Annotated in this window: 20 protein-coding genes; 16 read left to right on the forward strand and 4 right to left on the reverse strand. The window is 52.1% G+C overall.

Annotated elements, in window-relative coordinates; all coding sequences use genetic code 11:
* The first annotated feature begins 41 nt into the window (after positions 1-41).
* The 4 genes from AC0YNX_RS00980 (at position 42) to AC0YNX_RS00995 (ending at position 3,760) form a co-directional block, all read left to right on the forward strand.
* Entirely contained in the window at positions 42-2,228 is a 2,187-nt protein-coding gene (locus AC0YNX_RS00980; RefSeq protein ID WP_475813792.1) for an alpha-galactosidase, read from the forward strand.
* Positions 2,229-2,324: 96 nt separating this feature from the next.
* Complete coding sequence (locus AC0YNX_RS00985) at positions 2,325-2,714, forward strand: phage holin family protein (RefSeq protein WP_475813793.1); 390 nt, start codon at positions 2,325-2,327, stop codon at positions 2,712-2,714.
* A 113-nt stretch (positions 2,715-2,827) separates the two neighbouring features.
* On the forward strand, positions 2,828-3,250 hold the full coding sequence (locus tag AC0YNX_RS00990; protein ID WP_475813794.1) for a YhjD family protein: 423 nt from the start codon (positions 2,828-2,830) through the stop codon (positions 3,248-3,250).
* Between the two features lie 126 nt (positions 3,251-3,376).
* Positions 3,377-3,760, forward strand: a complete 384-nt coding sequence (locus AC0YNX_RS00995) for a cupredoxin domain-containing protein (protein ID WP_475813795.1) — start codon at positions 3,377-3,379, stop codon at positions 3,758-3,760.
* A gap of 52 nt (positions 3,761-3,812) precedes the next feature.
* On the opposite strand, the gene AC0YNX_RS01000 is transcribed toward AC0YNX_RS00995, so the two are convergent.
* Positions 3,813-4,070 (reverse strand): hypothetical protein, encoded by a 258-nt coding sequence (locus AC0YNX_RS01000; protein WP_475813796.1) that lies wholly within the window; start codon positions 4,068-4,070, stop codon positions 3,813-3,815.
* A gap of 111 nt (positions 4,071-4,181) precedes the next feature.
* Here AC0YNX_RS01000 and AC0YNX_RS01005 point away from each other — a divergent pair, with 111 nt between their 5' ends.
* The 5 genes from AC0YNX_RS01005 to AC0YNX_RS01025 all read left to right on the forward strand — a co-directional run bounded on the left by AC0YNX_RS01005 (position 4,182) and on the right by AC0YNX_RS01025 (position 7,194).
* Positions 4,182-4,469 (forward strand): Dabb family protein, encoded by a 288-nt coding sequence (locus tag AC0YNX_RS01005; protein ID WP_090572796.1) that lies wholly within the window; start codon positions 4,182-4,184, stop codon positions 4,467-4,469.
* A 152-nt stretch (positions 4,470-4,621) separates the two neighbouring features.
* Positions 4,622-5,047 (forward strand): DUF86 domain-containing protein, encoded by a 426-nt coding sequence (locus AC0YNX_RS01010; protein ID WP_475813797.1) that lies wholly within the window; start codon positions 4,622-4,624, stop codon positions 5,045-5,047.
* Between the two features lie 91 nt (positions 5,048-5,138).
* Entirely contained in the window at positions 5,139-5,816 is a 678-nt protein-coding gene (locus AC0YNX_RS01015; RefSeq protein ID WP_475813798.1) for a helix-turn-helix transcriptional regulator, read from the forward strand.
* Between the two features lie 465 nt (positions 5,817-6,281).
* Positions 6,282-6,764 carry a hypothetical protein gene (locus AC0YNX_RS01020; protein ID WP_475813799.1) on the forward strand — a complete coding sequence of 161 codons (483 nt, stop codon included), beginning with the start codon at positions 6,282-6,284 and terminating at the stop codon, positions 6,762-6,764.
* Positions 6,765-6,783: 19 nt separating this feature from the next.
* A complete protein-coding gene (locus tag AC0YNX_RS01025; RefSeq protein ID WP_475813800.1) occupies positions 6,784-7,194 on the forward strand; it encodes a YtxH domain-containing protein in 411 nt (136 codons plus the stop codon).
* A 69-nt stretch (positions 7,195-7,263) separates the two neighbouring features.
* Here AC0YNX_RS01025 and AC0YNX_RS01030 read toward each other — a convergent pair whose 3' ends face one another.
* Positions 7,264-8,838, reverse strand: a complete 1,575-nt coding sequence (locus AC0YNX_RS01030) for an MDR family MFS transporter (protein ID WP_475815148.1) — start codon at positions 8,836-8,838, stop codon at positions 7,264-7,266.
* Positions 8,839-9,003: 165 nt separating this feature from the next.
* On the reverse strand, positions 9,004-9,885 hold the full coding sequence (locus AC0YNX_RS01035) for an AraC family transcriptional regulator (RefSeq protein WP_475813801.1): 882 nt from the start codon (positions 9,883-9,885) through the stop codon (positions 9,004-9,006).
* Positions 9,886-10,067: 182 nt separating this feature from the next.
* On the opposite strand from AC0YNX_RS01035, the gene melA reads away from it, so the two are divergent.
* From melA to AC0YNX_RS01070, 7 genes are all read left to right on the forward strand, one after another.
* The gene (gene melA / locus AC0YNX_RS01040; protein WP_475813802.1) at positions 10,068-11,369 is read left to right on the forward strand and encodes an alpha-galactosidase; all 1,302 of its coding nucleotides are present in this window, start codon (positions 10,068-10,070) and stop codon (positions 11,367-11,369) included.
* 229 nt (positions 11,370-11,598) lie between these two features.
* A complete protein-coding gene (gene racE / locus AC0YNX_RS01045; RefSeq protein WP_475813803.1) occupies positions 11,599-12,408 on the forward strand; it encodes a glutamate racemase in 810 nt (269 codons plus the stop codon).
* A 117-nt stretch (positions 12,409-12,525) separates the two neighbouring features.
* Positions 12,526-13,752 (forward strand): M14 family zinc carboxypeptidase, encoded by a 1,227-nt coding sequence (locus AC0YNX_RS01050; protein WP_475813804.1) that lies wholly within the window; start codon positions 12,526-12,528, stop codon positions 13,750-13,752.
* A 40-nt stretch (positions 13,753-13,792) separates the two neighbouring features.
* Entirely contained in the window at positions 13,793-14,032 is a 240-nt protein-coding gene (locus tag AC0YNX_RS01055; protein ID WP_475813805.1) for a hypothetical protein, read from the forward strand.
* A gap of 121 nt (positions 14,033-14,153) precedes the next feature.
* A complete protein-coding gene (locus tag AC0YNX_RS01060) occupies positions 14,154-14,456 on the forward strand; it encodes an iron-sulfur cluster assembly accessory protein (RefSeq protein ID WP_475813806.1) in 303 nt (100 codons plus the stop codon).
* A gap of 26 nt (positions 14,457-14,482) precedes the next feature.
* Positions 14,483-14,707 (forward strand): YuzB family protein, encoded by a 225-nt coding sequence (locus AC0YNX_RS01065; protein WP_475813807.1) that lies wholly within the window; start codon positions 14,483-14,485, stop codon positions 14,705-14,707.
* A gap of 198 nt (positions 14,708-14,905) precedes the next feature.
* Entirely contained in the window at positions 14,906-15,484 is a 579-nt protein-coding gene (locus tag AC0YNX_RS01070; RefSeq protein ID WP_475813808.1) for a hypothetical protein, read from the forward strand.
* Between the two features lie 45 nt (positions 15,485-15,529).
* Here AC0YNX_RS01070 and AC0YNX_RS01075 read toward each other — a convergent pair whose 3' ends face one another.
* On the reverse strand, positions 15,530-17,554 hold the full coding sequence (locus AC0YNX_RS01075) for an LTA synthase family protein (protein ID WP_475813809.1): 2,025 nt from the start codon (positions 17,552-17,554) through the stop codon (positions 15,530-15,532).
* Positions 17,555-17,577 lie beyond the last annotated feature (23 nt).

The raw sequence follows: 17,577 nt of genomic DNA on the forward strand, positions 1-17,577 counted from the left end.
AACAGTAGAGTCGTTTTGTCCATAGGGAGGATGCGTTAAGGATGTCAATTATATTCAATGCCGCAAACGGTATGTTCCATCTTCAAACACGAAGCATGAGTTATATTTTTCAAGTGCTGCAAGGCTATCCGGCACATCTGTATTGGGGTCGCCGAATCAGCGAGCCTAACCCGGCGCGCTTGCTTCAGCGTATCGAACGCGCTTCATTCTGTCCGACACCGATTCCGGAGGACCGGACAATATCTTTGGATACATTGCCGCAGGAATATCCGGGCTACGGCTCTGGCGACCTGCGTTCGCCGGCATATGCCGTTCAGCTGCCGAACGGTACGACCGTAACGGAGCTTTCTTACGAGTCGCATGTGATCGTACAAGGGAAGCCAGAGCTTGCGGGGCTGCCTTCCGTTTATACAGAACAGGATTCCGAGGCTCAGACTCTTATCGTTACATTGGCGGACAAGCTTGCAGGCCTTACGGTCGAGCTGTCCTACACGGTATTTGAGGCGTTCGATGCAGTCGTCCGCTCTGCACGCATTAAGAACGATAGCACTGGCGTTATGCAGCTGACACGCGCGCTCACCGCAAGCGTGGATCTGCCGCATGACCGTTTCGATATGCTGCAATTGTCCGGAGCGTGGGTGCGCGAGCGCTACATCCATAAGCGCTCGCTGACGCCGGGCTTGCAGGCAATTGAGAGCCGTCGCGGCTCCAGCAGCCATATGAATAATCCGTTCTTCGCCTTGCTGTCCGAAGGTTCGACTGAAGATCATGGCGATGTATTCGGCTTCAGCCTCGTCTACAGCGGCAGCTTCTCCGCAGGTGTTGAAGTGGATCAGTTCCACACGTCGCGGGCATTTATCGGCATCAATCCGTTTGACTTCTCATGGCGGCTCGAAGCAGGCGAGTCGTTCCAGACGCCGGAAGCGGTTATGGTCTTCTCGGGTAGCGGTCTTGGCACGATGTCGCAGACGTATCATGAACTGTACCGGACACGCCTGTGCCGCGGCGCATTCCGTGATGCAGTTCGTCCGATTCTGGTCAACAACTGGGAAGCGACTTACTTTAACTTTAATGCGGACAAAATCGAAGCGATCGCCGCCCAAGCAAGCGAGCTCGGCATTGAGATGTTCGTCCTCGATGACGGATGGTTCGGTCGCCGGGACAGCGACAACTGTTCGCTTGGCGACTGGGTCGTCGACGCGAAGAAGCTGCCTCGCGGCCTGGAAGACTTGGCGGAGCGAGTGTGCAGCCATGGACTGGAATTCGGCTTATGGTTCGAGCCGGAGATGGTTTCTCCGGACAGCGACCTGTACCGTGCGCATCCGGACTGGTGCTTGCACGTGCCTGAGCGCCGCCGTTCGGAAGGCAGACAGCAGCTTATTCTCGATCTCTCCCGCGAGGATGTGCAGAACTATATCATCGAATCGGTGAGCGCGGTATTGCGCAGCGCGCCGATTACGTATGTGAAGTGGGATATGAACCGCAACATGTCGGAGATCGGATCGGCACTGCTGCCGCCGGAGCGGCAGCGCGAAACGGCGCATCGCTACATGCTTGGCCTCTATCGCGTGCTCGAGCAGATCACGTCTGCGTTCCCGCATGTGCTGTTTGAGAGTTGCTCTGGCGGCGGAGGACGGTTCGACCCAGGCATGCTCTATTACATGCCGCAAACGTGGACGAGCGACAACTCCGATGCGATTAGCCGGCTCCGCATCCAATATGGCACGAGTATCGTTTATCCGATTAGCACAATGGGCGCACATGTATCCGCCGTGCCGAATCACCAGGTAGGCCGCAACACGCCGCTCAAGACGCGCGGTGATGTCGCGATGTCCGGCAACTTCGGCTACGAGCTGGACTTGACGGTATTCAGCGAAGCCGAGAAGGAAGAAGTGAAGCGTCAGGTTGCGCTTGTGAAGGAAGTGCGCGAACTTGTGCAGTACGGCACGTTCTACCGGCTTCTCAGCCCGTTTGAGGGTAATGAGACGGCGTGGATGTTCGTCTCCAAGGATAAGCGCGAGGCACTCGTTGTACACGTTACCGTGCTGAACGAGCCGAACCCGCCGCTTAGCCGCTTGAAACTAAAAGGACTTAGCAGCGATCTGAGCTACGAGTGGATTGGCACAAGCGAAGTGGTCGGCGGCGACGAGCTGATGCATGCCGGCGTTGTGAAGCCGCTGCCGCACGGCGATTACAGCAGCACCGTGTTCCGGTTTATCGCGAAGTAAGCCTATCTTTGAGATCTTGTACACCTGTGGGGACAACCTGCAATTCTCTCGCATATGATGTAATGCAGTTGCATCTTGAGGGGAGGGGTAACGGTCTTGCCACACACCATCGTTTGCAGTATTACCGCTGTGTTCGGTTCGCTGCTCACGTTCTCCTTTGGTATGTGGCCGGAATCATTGACATTACTCATCGTGGCAATGGGCGTAGATTACGCGACCGGCATTACAGCCGCGGTAAAGGAGAAGAATTTAAGCAGCGGCGTGGGATCTTGGGGACTAGCGAAGAAAGGCGTAATGCTGCTCGTTATTTTGCTTGCCCACCGAATTGATATTATGCTTGAGCTAAGCAACGTTGCCATGGGCGGAGCCATTTATTTTTATTTAGCGAATGAGCTTATTTCCGTTACGGAGAATTTGGGTCGGATCGGCATTCCGTTGCCGGATCGGCTTCGCCAACTTATTGAAGTATTGAAGAACAGGAAGTAATTTACGTATAGCTCACTTCATTTGCGGTCATCCTTTCTAGGATGGCCGTTTTTCTTTTCCTAGGGCTTATCCGCCTCGGCAGCTGCTTGCATCCCGAAGCACGCGCTGTTATAATGAGAACAAATGTTCTTATTGTGGAGAGGCTTGGAGGGGTTACATTGGCTGTGGAGATGAATCATGCATCGCCGCCCGTTCAAATCGGCAAGGAACTGGAGCTTGTGAAGCGATATGTGCTGCTTGGTGTCGTAAGTCAAATTCTCGATCATGACATTCGTATCGTCGGTGCAACGGCGACGAAGCTGCCGCGCCTGTATGAGTCGATGATGCGCGGGCTGCAGGACCGTGTCCTGCTGGAGCTGGCATCGATACGCAGGCAGTTTCGGGCGTGCAGCATCAACCTTTACCAGGAGAAGCGCACGACGGAAGGGCTGACGGCGTCATATAGCTGTATGGGCTATCAGCATCACTTCTCCATGCCGTGGACGTTTGTGAAAGCGGAGGCTGAGCGGCTGCTTCGGACGTATTTGACGAAGTAGTTCGTTCATCGTTTTGTCAAAAAGGTGAAAAAAGTTTATTTGTTGACACAGTTTAAGGTTGAGAAGAACGGACGATCTTATGTAATATAAGGAGTAGACATTTGATGAAAAGGGGAGCAAGAAGCAATGCATAAGTGGATCATGTTCGTCGTTTTCGCAGCAGCTTCGGTTTTGGGCGTTGTTTTGCTGACGACACAGCTTCCGGGCAAGCCGGTAGACGAGGCAGCATCTTTGCCGCCTGGCGTTACTCTTATGAAGGTAGAAGCATCTGCAGATTTCGTCTTTGACCAGAAAGAATACAAAGTGAAGAAAGGCGATAAAGTGAAGCTGAAGCTCATCAATAAGAGCGGCGTTCACGGCCTGGCAATTCCTGATCTCGGTATTGATCTTCAAGGCGACAAGATGGAGCAAGACGTTACGTTTGATAAACCAGGCAAGTACGAGATGCACTGTGCCGTTATGTGCGGAACAGGCCACGCAGATATGAAAGCCGTTCTGATTGTTGAATAAGAAAGTAAAAGGAGCCGACCAGCGCGGCTCCTTTTTTTTGCAGGCTCACCTGCTAATCGTATGAACGGCGTCGTCCTCGGGATCGTGCAACCGCCCAGTCACAGATATAACCGAGCAGTGCATAGCTGGCGATCGTCAAGACGTACATCAAATAGACATTCACATTATGAATGTCCACAATCATGTCCGCGAACCAGGCCGGCACGCTGAACATGAAGAAGACGAAATTATGCGGATCGTATCCTGTGGAGTTAAATAGGCATAACAGGAGGCCGATCAGTGAGGCTGCAATCGTAACCGGATATCGCATAAGCGGCACACACCCTTTGCTGGAAGATTGCCGAATGACGGCACCTTGAGTTATTATGTGACAAAAGGATGTTTCTCAATCCACTACATTGACGAGGGAGCGGTTCGTATTATGATTACGCATATCGTATTGTTCAAGTTGAAGGATGGCAGCCCGGAGAGCGTTGCGCGCACCGTTCAAGTGCTGAAGAACATGGAAGGCAAGATTGATGAGCTGCTCTCGATCGAAGTGGGCACTGACGTGCTGCATTCAGAGCGTTCGTATCACATAGCACTGATTACCAAATTTGAATCGATGGAAACGCTCGCCGCTTACCAGGTGCACCCGGTACATAAAGAGGTCATCGCACATATGACTGAGGTTCGCGAGGCTTCTGCAAGCGTAGACTTCGAATCGTAGCAAAGGAAGGCTTAACAATGGGTGACGTATTTGAAATGATGACTTATTTGCTCGTCGTTATCTTTAGTGCAATCGTGATGACCATGTGGCTCAAACGCAAAGCACGTAAAAATAAAACGAAGCGGTCATAGCAGAACAGGAGATTTGGCAGGATGTATTATGTAAATCGTGAACAGTTGAATGTGCGTTTGCAGGTCATTCCTGACGTTGTTTCGGCGCTGCAATTGCTGAAGCAAAGCTGGGACGGAAGCCTGCTGCAAGGGCTTGCCCAAGAGCGGGCGCTCCATCTGGCAATCGAGGCAGTAACGGATATTGGAAGCTACCTGATTGACGGCTTTATTATGCGGGATGCGAGCAGCTATGAGGATATTATTACGATAATTGCAGGCGAAGGCGTATTCCCGGCGGAATTGCAGGAAACTTTGCTGGAGCTGGTGCGCTTGCGCAAGCCGCTTGTGCAGGATTATTACGAGTGGACAAGAGGCCAGTGGCATCCGCTCTCGGATGTGCTGCCAGAGAGGCTGCCTGCGTTTAAAGCGGCGGTTGAATCGTATTTGGTGCGGGAGCTGGGAGAGTAATCAGGACCTATGCTTTCGCCCGATTTACGAAACGGTGAAAATGCGTTACATTTGCTAGTAGTGGCTGGAACGATTAAGGTGGTGATTTGGGATGGAACAGGATGGTAAGCCGTTTTCGCAGAAGGAGCAGGCACTCCGGCAGGAAGGCTCGACGCGGCAGACTGTGCTTTTTTTGCTGAAGACGAACGGGCAAATGAATGCAGGCGAGCTGGCTAAGCAGCTGCAAATAACGGAAATGGCCGTGCGGCGCCACTTGAGCACGCTCGAGCGTGACGGACTTATATCGCCAACCGTTGTCCGTCAAGCTATGGGCAGACCGACGCATATGTTCAGTCTGACTGAGCAAGCCGAGCTCTTGTTCCCGAAGAACTACCACGTACTTGCGCTTGATTTTCTGGAAGAGCTGGAGGACGATCCGGAGACGGCACTTATCGTTGACCGATTGTTTGAAGGCCGCAAACGGAAACTCATAGACCGGTACGCGCACCGGATGGAAGGCAAGACGCTGGAGCAGAAAGTATCGGAGCTTGCGGCGATTCAGAACGACGGCGGCTACATGGTGCAGGTCGAGACAGGTGAAGGCGGCATTGTGCTGCATGAGTACAACTGTCCGATTGCCCAGGTGGCGAACCGCTATCAGCAAGCTTGCGGTTGCGAGCTGGCCTTGTTCCAGCAGCTGCTCGGCACAGACGTGGAACGAACGGAGTGTCTGGCAAAAGGCGGCGGCAAGTGCAGCTATCGAATCGGGAGTGTGGGGGCTGTCCTTTAGGACGGCCTTTTTTTTGTTTAGTGAAAAAACCGTGGCCGCTCCGCAGTCGAATGTTCTTTCGATCGCTGTTGTATTAGGATTCCCTTTGAACAACTGGGACTTGGTTGGAATCCGAATACAAAGGCGACCGCTGGCGCTTCTCCAGAATCATTCGACCGCTCCGCTTTTGGTTTCGCCAAAAGCAAAGCGAAGGACTAAACCAAAATGCCAGCCCCCCTGTGGGTGGGGTAGATTGATCGTCCTTGGCGTACCTCAAGGACGGGCTTTAAGGCATGCTAAGCACACATGTGGAGCAAAGGTGAAGAGCTTGTTTTAACATAGTAAATGACGAGATGGGCTAGTGCCAAAAGGGCATTAGCCCATTATTTTTTCGCAATTGCTGTGTCAAGACAAGCCTATGCTGGGTATTATGTCAGTAAGAAAATGGGCATTTGCCCTGGGGGCTTACGTGAAGGAGGTGCCACGATGACGATTTGGCTTGAGGCGGTTGCGGTAGCGGCGTTCGTTGCGCTTGTCGCAGGGATTTTACTTTGGTTGCGAGCGGCAGACCGGAAGCTGGCAAAGCTGCTAACGGCTGCTGAGGCAATGGAGCGTCATACTGCAGCAGCTAAAGAGCAAGTATGCGAGCTGCTTGATCCGATGACAGCGACGATGCGTAATGTGCAGAAGCAGCTGGAAGGCGTGTCCCGGCTATCGGATGCGACGCGCCGCATTGGCGATTCGGCAAATCAGCTGTCCTTGACGGTAAGCCGGCTGACCGCTGAGCTGAATGACACGGTTGAGCGGCATGCCGCGAAGTCTGGCGATAAGCTGAGGCACCAAATTACGGATGCAATGGACTGGGCGGAGGTTGGTTACGCGGTGTGGCAGTTATGGCAAACGAAGCGAAAAGATACCCGCGTCTCTGCATGCTCAGGTCATGACCTAGGGCAGGATACTACTATCTAACACAAAGGAGCGAATCAAAATGGCAAAGAAAATTGGAGCAAAAAGTTTCGTATATGGCGCGATTGCAGGCGGCGTAATCGGTTCCGTAACAGCACTGCTGTTTGCACCAAAGCCTGGACGCGAGCTGCGTAAGGACATCGCTGAAGGCACGCAGGTGGTATCTGATCATACTGTGCGCATCGCTTCCCAAGTCGGCGAAAGCACAACGAAGCTTGCGAAGCAAGTAGGCGAAGGCGTCACAACGGCAGCTTCGAAAGCAAAAGATACAGCAAGCCATATGATCGACAACGTACGCAGCTGGCGTTCCAGCGACCTTGGGGACGCTCTGGAAGACGCAGGCGAGCAGGTTCAAGAAGCAGCTGAGTCTGTGCAAGACAAAGCAGAAGAAATCGTATCCGAGCGCGCAGAAGAGCTGCAGACCATCGGCTAATTAATTGGTTTAAATGTTGCAAAAAGAAGGCTTCGCCGCTCAATAGCGGCGAAGCCTTTTCAATATATTTTAATGCGACTCAACCGCCTGTATAGCGTTTTCCGTCTTCTCTTCCTTGGAGCGCTGAGTCAGCTTCACTTTGCCGATCAGAAGCGCGAGCAGAGCGCCAATAAGGATGAACAAGAGAGCGTACAGGAATACGCTGTGCAAGGAGTCAACGAGGGTTGTCTTCAGGATCGGAACCATCGTCTCGACCGCTTCCTTCGGCAGCTTCTTCAGCGCTTCGGGATTCAGTAGCGTGTTGTACAGGCCATGGGGATCGGTGTGAATCATATCAATAATCGATGTCTTGAAGTCGGCCAACTGATCCGGCATTTTCTCAATTATAGGCGTCAGCTTCGTATCGAGCTCGCTGCCCGACACATGGTTCATAATAGCGCCAAGAATCGTAATGCCGAAGGTGCCGCCGATGGAGCGGAAGAACTGGCTGGATGAAGTGACAACGCCCAGCTCCTCGCGCTTGAAGCTCTCCTGAAGCACCAGCGTCAGCAGCGGCATGACTAGACCAATGCCGAAGCCCATAATGACCATGAAGGAGGAAGCAACAAGCTTGGTTGTGTCTTCATTCATCGTCGAGAGCAGATAGAAGCTGACGGCCGCGATTAGCATGCCAATGACCATTTGGAGGCGTGGGCCGATCCTGTAAACGATTTGACCGCCAAGGATGCTGGCGATGATTAATGCAAGCATCATCGGCATCATTACGGTACCGGAAGCGGTAGCGCTCGTTCCGACAATGCCTTGCATGAACAGCGGTACGAAGACGACCGCGCCGAACATGCCAAGGCTGAGGAAGAATCCGATACCGTTAACGGTGGTGAAGATACGATTTCGAAACAAGTGTACGGGCAGAATCGGTTCACTTGTCCTGCTCTCAATTCGGACGAAAGCGAATAACGAAACAATGGCTAATGCGAACAAGCCGATAATTTGCCAGGAAGTCCATGCATAGTCTTTGCCGCCGAACGAGAGTGCGAGCAATAAGCTGACAACGCCGACGATCATCGTAACGATACCAGCGTAGTCAATCTGGGGCTTGCCGACCGCTCGATGCTTCGGTAGCCCGCGCACAATAAAGACGAGCGCAAGTACTCCGACAGGCAAGTTGATGTAGAAGACCCAGTTCCAATTCCAGTTGTCGACGATAAAGCCGCCAATCTGCGGACCGATAACGGAAGAGAGGCCGAAGATGCCGCCGAAGACGCCTTGCCACTTCGCGCGCTGTTTACCGGTGAACAAGTCCCCTATAATGATCATCGCCATCGGCATCATAACCCCGCCGCCGATGCCTTGAATACCGCGATAAATAATGAGCTGTTCCATCGATTGCGAGATGCCGCAGAGCGCGGATCCAATAATAAAGATGATAATGCCCGTTACATAAATCAGCTTGCGTCCGAACATATCGGCAAGCTTGCCGGCAATCGGAACAACGGTTGTCGACGTAAGCATATATGCGGTGGTCACCCACGTTAACAAGCTGAGACCGCCGAGCTCGCCGATAATCTTCGGCATGGCGGTACCCACGATAGTGTTGTCGAGCGCGGCGAACAGCATCGCAATGATGAGTCCGGTGACAAGCATGCCGCGATGCTTGAATGCTGCTTGCGAGTGCTCGACTTCCGTAGATGAAGCAACAGATTGTTGCGACACGAGATCCCTCCTTAAAGTCAGTCTGTAGAAGCTCCTTACTTTAAGGATGGCGTTCAAGGGTCGATTTCACTCTTGGCAGGCTTTAGAAGAAGCGGGTTAAGCGCGCGCTTGCTGCCTATATTCGGAAGGAGAGAGGCCGAAGGTTTTGCGGAATTGCTTGGAGAAATAGAGCGCATCCGAGTAGCCGACAGAAGAAGCGACTTGATCGATGGACAGATGAATCTCGCCGTTTAGCAGCTCCTTAGCACGCTCCATCCGCACCTTGAGCAGGAATTGCATGGGGGAAATGCCAGTGACTTGCTTGAACATTTTGGACAGATGCGTCCGGTGGTAGCCAAGGCTTCGCGCAAGATCTTCAATGGAAATTTGCTGTGCATATTGGTAAGAAAGCCAGCGTACGGCCTGCTTGATCTGACGTTCAATATCAGGGATGATTGCAAGCGAATTGAACGCAAGCTTGCCGGCGTTATGCTGCCCGAGCTCCTTCAGGAATACACGAAGCAGGCCTTCAGCCTCCAGATCTGCGAGCTCGGGAAAAGGCGTCTGTTCGAACGTGCTGCGCATTTTGCGGTACAACGAAACAAGCGAGCGGATGTCCTCTGCATGGACGATCGGATTCGCCGGCGTAATGCCCAGGCTGAGCAACAAGGCTTCGGAGATATGGCCTTTGAAGGCGACCCACATATAATGCCAAGGGTCAGCTTCATCGGGGACATAGGTAAACAGCTCGTCCGGAAAAATAACGAATGTATCGCCCTTCGCGCACATGAAGCGCTGCCCGCTGATCTCGAACATGCCGCGGCCAGAGATAACGGTGTGTACGAGGTAATAGTTATGTACGGCTGGGCCGTTCGTAAGCCAAGGCATCGGCTTGCCTTCGCCAGCAAACATCACCGATAGCTCGCCTTGAGCAGGCTGCGTATTGTTGACGACGGAGAATTTGAAGTGGTCGGATGTGCGTGCGTACATTTTGCTCATAGGTAGGGATTGCCTCGCTTTCGTCAACCTTTTGCTACAAGTAGTGTAGTTCAAAAAACTACAAATGTACATATAGATCACGCATTATATCCTACTCAAACCGTTCATTTATGCCTTATAGTAAGGAATAGAAGAAGACATTAATCCGCTTACATTATGACCATTTCTTAGGGAGGCACATCATGCCGAAAATTACGTTTATTGGAGCAGGAAGCACTGTATTTGCGAAGAATGTACTGGGGGATGTACTGCATACGCCAGCACTTCAAGGTTTCGAAATCGCTTTGTTCGATATTAACCCAGAGCGTCTATCCGATTCGGAGTCGATGCTGAATCATATTAAGAACACTTGCGGCAGCACATCCACAATCAAAGCTTACTCCGACCGCAAGGAAGCTCTTCGCGGCGCGAAATATGTAGTCAACGCGATTCAAGTTGGCGGCTACGACCCTTGTACGATTACAGACTTTGAAATTCCGAAGAAGTACGGCCTTCGCCAAACGATTGCAGATACAGTCGGCATCGGCGGTATTTTCCGTAACCTGCGTACGATTCCGGTTATGCTTGATTTTGCCAAAGATATGCAAGAAGTTTGTCCTGATGCGTTGTTCCTGAATTATACGAATCCGATGGCGGTTCTGACGAACGTCATGAACACTTACGGCGGCATTAACACAGTCGGCCTCTGTCACAGCGTACAAGCATGCGTATCTGATCTGTTCAGAGACCTTGGTATGGATAAGACGGGCGTTCAATCCAAAATCGCCGGTATCAACCATATGGCGTGGCTGCTTGAAGTGAAAGATGCTTCTGGTGCTGACTTGTATCCGGAAATCAAACGCCGTGCACGCGAGAAGCAAAGCGAGAAGCACCATGATATGGTCCGCTATGAGATGATGCTGAACTTTGGCTACTACATTACAGAGTCATCCGAGCACAACGCCGAGTACCACCCGTACTTCATCAAGCGCAACTATCCGGAGCTGATCGAGCGCTTCAACATTCCGCTGGATGAATATCCGCGCCGCTGCATCGAGCAAATCGGCAACTGGAAGAAGCTTAAGCAGGAACTGGTCAGCAATCCAGAGCTGCAGCATAAACGTACGCATGAGTATGCATCGTATATTTTTGAAGCGATTGAAACGAACGTTCCATTCAAGATTGGCGGTAACGTCATGAATACAGGCCTGATCACGAATCTTCCGAAAGAAGCTTGCGTTGAGGTGTCCTGCCTCGTTGACCGCAGCGGCGTAACGCCGACTTTCGTAGGCGATCTGCCACCGCAATGCGCAGCGCTTAACCGTACGAACATCAATACGCAGCTGCTCACGATCGAAGCGGCAATTACTGGCAAACGCGAGCATATCTACCATGCAGCAATGCTTGATCCGCACACTGGCGCTGAGCTGTCGATGGACGACATCAAAGCGATGTGCGATGACTTGATCGAAGCGCATGGCGGCTGGCTGCCAACTTTCAACTAAGCACTGAATTAAATACCGTCCGAGCTTGCCGTGCTGCCCTGTTGCAGCGCTGCCGGCCCGGGCGGTTTTTTATTTTTAAGAGACAGTGAAGCGAGCGGGGATCCGCGCCTGCCGTGGAGCGGCTTTGTTGAACCTTGTCCTATTTTGCGCTAATATGTAGGTACCTTTTCTGAGGAGCATTCATATTCTATTGAAGTCCTGCCAAATCGTTCAAGAAAGCGGTGTGTCTGTGCAACAACCGATCGCAATTTTGGATTCTGGCGTAGGCGGTCTAACAGTCGTCAAGGAAGTTATGCGCCAGCTTCCCCGGGAAAAAATCATCTATTTCGGCGATACCGCACGTACCCCTTACGGTCCGCGGCCCGCTGAAGAAGTGACTCGGTTTACTAGGCAAATCGTTGAGTATTTAATCCAATTTCGTCCCAAAATGATAGTCATCGCCTGCAATACAGCTACTGCCGTCGCGCTTGAAGATATTCGCTCCCGCGTTGCCATTCCGGTTGTCGGCGTTATTCATCCAGGTGCCCGTGCTGCGAATAGTCGGACACTATCAGGCATCGTCGGCGTTATCGGTACCGAAGGAACGGTTCGAAGCGGAGCTTACGAGCAAGCGCTGAAGCAATTATCCCCGTCCACACAAGTGTTCAGCCTCGCATGTCCGCGCTTCGTGCCGCTCGTCGAGAAAGGCAATTTCCGTTCCAAGGAAACATACGAAGTTGTGGAATCGTCCTTGCAGCCGCTGAAAGAACGCACCATTGATACTCTTATCCTCGGTTGTACACACTATCCGTTTCTCTCGGAGACAATCGCAAGCGTAATGGGCAAGGATGTCGCGCTCATTAGCTCGGCGGATGAGACGGCCAGAGAGATCAGTACGATTTTGCATGATCGCAACCGGCTGACGCGGGACGGCGAGCTGCCCGTGCATCAGTTCTTCTGCAGCGGAGATCACCGCATGTTCCGCATGATTGCCCAAGAGTGGCTGGGGGAACAGATCGAGCTTACGCCTGTCGTCTGGCAGGTACCGAAGATCGTATAACGATGAGTGGAATCTAAGCCTAAAAAAGAAAGCCGTCGCTCTTGTCCCCCGGGATGAGTGCGGCGGCTATTTTGCGTGAAGAGGAGAGTCATGCTGCGGGCTCGCGCGGCATAGCATGTGACTAGAAAGGGTGATCACATGCTTCCCTATATCGTTCAAAAGGGTGACACGGTGCTGCGCATAGCCCGCACCTATAATGTGAATGAGGCTTCGCTGCTCTCGGCGAATCCCGGCATTGCTGCGGATGAACCGTTAGTGCCGGGGCTGCTGCTGCAAGTGCCAGCTCAGCATTATTTTACGTATCGGGTGCAGTCTGGTGATACGCTGCTGCGCATTGCCGCGAGATTCTCTGTGACGACCTATGCGCTGAAAGCAGCGAACCGTCCGCTTGATCTGAAGCAGCTGCAAGAAGGGCAGCTGCTCACCATACCGAATACGGGCAGCTCGCGCATTGTCGACGCCAGGGCAGAGTATGGCCAGCGTGAGCTGATGAATAACATCGAATCGCTCCTTGAGGCGTACCCGTTCTTGCAAAGCTATACGATCGGCCATAGTGTGATGGGCAAGCCGATTGCGGCGCTCCGCCTTGGAGACGGCCCGGTTAAGGTGCATATGAATGCAGCCATGCATGCGAATGAGTGGATTACGGCGCCGCTTCTGATGACGTTCGTCGAGGATCTTGCTAAGGCAGCAGCTGCGGGCGAGAAGCTGTGCGGCGCAGAGGCGAGAACGCTGCTCCGTCGGATCTCGTTATGGGCAGTACCGCTCGTTAATCCCGATGGCGCAGAGCTTGTACAGGAAGGGCTGCCTCGCGAGCATCCTTACTATAACGAGCTGCTCCAGTGGAATAACGGCTCGCCTCGTTTCCATAAATGGAAAGCGAATGTGCGCGGCGTTGATCTGAACGACCAGTTCCCAGCCTTCTGGGAGCAAGAAGCAGAGCGCCGTGATGTACCGGGGCCGGGGCCACGGGATTATACGGGCGCGAAGCCGTTGTCGGAACCGGAGGCACAGGCGATTCATGCGCTGACGCAGGAGCAGCAGTTCGACCTTGTTGTGGCGCTGCATACGCAAGGGCAGGAAATCTACTGGAACTATCGCGGCTACGAGTCTGCGGAGGCGGAAGTGATTGCGCATAAGCTTGGCAAAGCGAGCGGCTATAAGCCGATCAAGCTGACTGGCAGTGACGCGGGGTATAAAGATTGGTTCATTTTGCAATACCGCAAGCCTGGCTTTACGGTTGAAGTCGGTTATGGTGTGAATCCGCTCCCTGTCAGCGCGTTCCCAGGTCTCTATGATGAAGTGAAGCCGCTCCTAATCGCCGCGTTGGAGGCTTCGCTCTAGCTTGTGTTATAATAGGCACAAGTAGAAGGAGGGCTGCACCATGCGCAAGCTGCTGTCGCTTCGCCACTGGCGGGCGGTGTTTGTCCGGATTTTCCGTTTGCTTGGTGCAAAGGAAGTCCGGCTTGTAGACAAGCTTCTCTATGTCATTCCTGTGCTTCTGTATTGGGTTCTGCCCGATGTCATGCCGTTCATGCCAATTGATGATATCGCGGTGACGATGATCGCGGCGGAGTGGTATACCCGTTACATGGAGCGCAAATATGGCCAGCATTTGAAATAAGCGTTCGATTGCGGTTGAACAATGCGCCGCGTTTCTTTACAATAGAGAGATCATGAATGAAACGAGCCGTGCTTAGGGGCAGGTACTCCTGGGCAGCAACTATAAGGAGATGAATGGGACAATGAATTGCAAAATTACACGTAATGCAGCGAAAGTGCTTCGCGAAGAAATCGATAAGCCAGAGAACGAAGGCAAATTGCTGCGCATCATTATTACACATTCGCACGGAGACCATGCTCACTACGGCATGCAAATGGACGAGCCTACGGAGAATGACGTAGTCGTTGAGACGGACAAAGACATTAAAGTCATTTTGGAAAAGGGTGTTGAGCTGCTGGACGGTGTCAGAATTGACTACTTCTATGTACCACAAGAAGGCTTCATGATTTCTAACCCGACCAAAGGCAACCACGGCGATCATTAATTTGTAAAACGGTTAGGGAGAGAATCATGGCAAACGATATTCGCATTTGCGACAAATGCAAACACATCAACGTGAAGAAGATGGTGCCGAAGCTGGAGCAGATCGCGCCAGACACGGAGATTAAAGTTGCGTGCAAGTCTTACTGCGGCCCGTGCTCGCGGTTCGCGTTCGTCTTCATCAACGGCCGTTATATTACGGCGCCGACCGAAGACGAAGCGATTGAGAAAGCAAGTAAATATGTGAAGAAGTAAGAACGGAAGAGGCTAACCTGCCGAATCATTCGAGTTTAGGATGACGGCGGCGTTAGTCTTTTTTTGTTTTGTGAGATTTTCCAAAATATTCTATAACGAGCAGATTTTTAACATTTCATGACTTGTCCAATTGCATACACCATAATTGTCGTGAATATACTCTGTTCGGGTACATAATTGAGTTGGAGGTGGCGCGTAATGCTTCAAAACCAAGTCATTAAGACATACGCAATTGTAGGCGTAATCAACTCGATTCTAATTATTCTTCTCTACTTGGCAGGAGGTTTCGTTGAAAAATCCCATACTTTGGACGTTATTTCCGGAGCGGTCAATGCGGTATCTATATTTGGCGTACTCGCGATTTATTTGAATCATGTCAATAAACTGGGCACATTCGGCATTATCAGTGCAATGATTGTCATTTTTGGCATCATTTGGTCAACAGGCTTTAGCTTTGCACACAATTTCGCTGGACCGGTGCTGGAGCGCTTTCAACCTGGCATCATTGATTGGGATAATACGCCTCAGCCGCTCAAGGATGGTGCTTATTCGGCGGTGTGTTTGAACGGACTCGGATATGTCTTGTTTGGACTGTCGCTCATGCTCGGCAAGGTGTCGCGGTGGATGGCATTATTGTTTATTATCAGTGGCATCACGATAATCGTTGGCTATATAGCGACGATACTGCCTCTTGCACTGATCTTCTTTTTCTGCGTTCCGATTGCGACGCTCACGCTTTGCATTAAACAACTGAAATTAATAAAGGCTGCTGGATAGAATCGTTGATATTGCTGTGAAAATAAAGAAAAGAACCGTGATGCTTCACGGTTCTTTTTTTGTAAGCTGCGGCACGAGATTGTATTCGACGACAAGGTCGGAAGCGTTCAGCTCCTTGCGAGCTTCTTCTGCGCCGGTGTGGCAGACGCTCTGGTCGGTTAGCTGTGCTTGCTTCGTTCCCGTGGCGCCTGTGCCTGCGATGGAATAGCATTTGCTATGCTCAGGCAGGCCATCTTCGGCTGGCAGGTAGAGTACGCTGCCGTCCGTGTACGCGCCGTTTCGGAACACGATTCTTTTGCCGGCTTGCGGAGGTGCGGCTGTAATGAGCGGTGTGCCAATCATCACTTTATCGCTGCTTCCAATGCCGAGCAGATGCAGAATTGTAGGCGTAATATCGAGCTGCCCGCCAGGCTGCTCATACGTTCCGGCACGGGCATCGTCCGGCAAATGCACGATGAGAGGTATGCCTTTGAGAATGCGGTAGCGCTCGGTTTCATCGAGCGATTGACCTAGGAAGGACTCGAATGGCTTCCAATCTGCGATGGAATTATCGTGATCCCCATAGAAGAGGAAGATGGACTTGTTCCATAGCCCCGCTTGTTCCAACGATTCAATCATCGTTCCTAGCGCAGCATCCACATAATGAACTGCCTCCAGATAGTCGCCGAACATCGTCCCTTTGAACTGCTTGGTATCCAGCTGCTGCGCGCTTTGCGGCAGCTTGTAAGGGTGATGGCTCGATAGCGAGATCAGGAACGAGTAGAAGGGCTGCTTCTCTTGCTCCATCTTTGCAACGGACTGCTCGAAGAAGGATTTATCCCCGAGTGACCAGCCGATCGGCTCGTTCATGGTGAAATCTTTCTTGCTGAAGAACTTGTCATAGCCGAGCTGATCATACATCATATTCCGGTTCCAAAATCCTCCGTCGTACGCATGGAATGCAGCGGCGGTGTACCCGTTGTCCCCCAGCGTCTGCGGCATGCTGTCGAACTGATGCTGCGCATACCGGATGAAGACCGATCCGGTCGGCAACGGCTGGAGCGATACGTTAGCCGCCAGATCCGCGTCGGACGTGCGCCCTTGCGCGGTTTGGTGGTAGAAGTTCGGATAGTAGAGCGATGACTCCAGCAGCTTGTTCATATTCGGCGTTATCGGTACTCCGCCGATGGAACGGTTGATGACGAAGTTCTGGAACGCTTCGAGCTGTATCATAATGACGTTCTTGCCTTTGTACTTGCCGAATAGAGCGTCAGATTCCAGCTGCTTGCGAACATTGCCTCTTTCTTGGAACCATTGCTTCGCTTCGGTTAGCTGCTCCGGGGTTGCTTTACTGTCATGGAACCAATGTTCATTCGCATAGCGGTACAGATCATAGCCGTGAAATCCAAGGACGCCGGTTACGTTATAGAGCGATAGATTCCACCAGTTTCCAGTGAATAGTTCGGCTGCCCAGGTTGATTTCGCTTTATGGACGGGCACGTAGATAAGGCTGAAGCCGATCGCAAAGACAATGAGGGAAGCGGCAAGTCTGCGAAGGGCAATCGGCATTCTGCGCGGTCGATTGAACGACAGCTCGGCAGTGCGCGAGCTTCTGCGGTTCTTGCGTATTCTCACGATGATATAGATGAAGAAAGGCAAGAGCAGCAGCCAATCGGCGAAGAACCATAGATCTCTAAGGCTCAGAAGGGAATCGATGCTCTCGCCAAGCGCCCCGACTTGCCCAGCTTGCATGAGCACAGGGACCGTAATCAAGTCTTGAAAATAACGGAAATAGATGAGGTCTGCGTACACGATTCCTGTTAGCACGATATCGAGAATGATTAGAGCGATGAGCCGTCCGCGAGCTGGCAGCCACAACGTCCAGAAGGAGACGACAATCAGCGTGCCGGCGGCAGTCATCCAGTCATCGCGAACCATAGCCATGTTCGGTACATGAATGATGCGGTCGAACAAGTTCAGCTTCAGGAGCATTACGGCGATGAACAGGATGAGGTCAAGCTTCAGCAGCAGCTCCGTCATGAGAAAAAACGGCGCCTTCCGGCGCCGTGAATAGTCGAATGGTACAGTCATTTTTCATGGAATCCTTTCTACCA

This window comes from Paenibacillus sp. J31R98 (genome assembly GCF_056269245.1).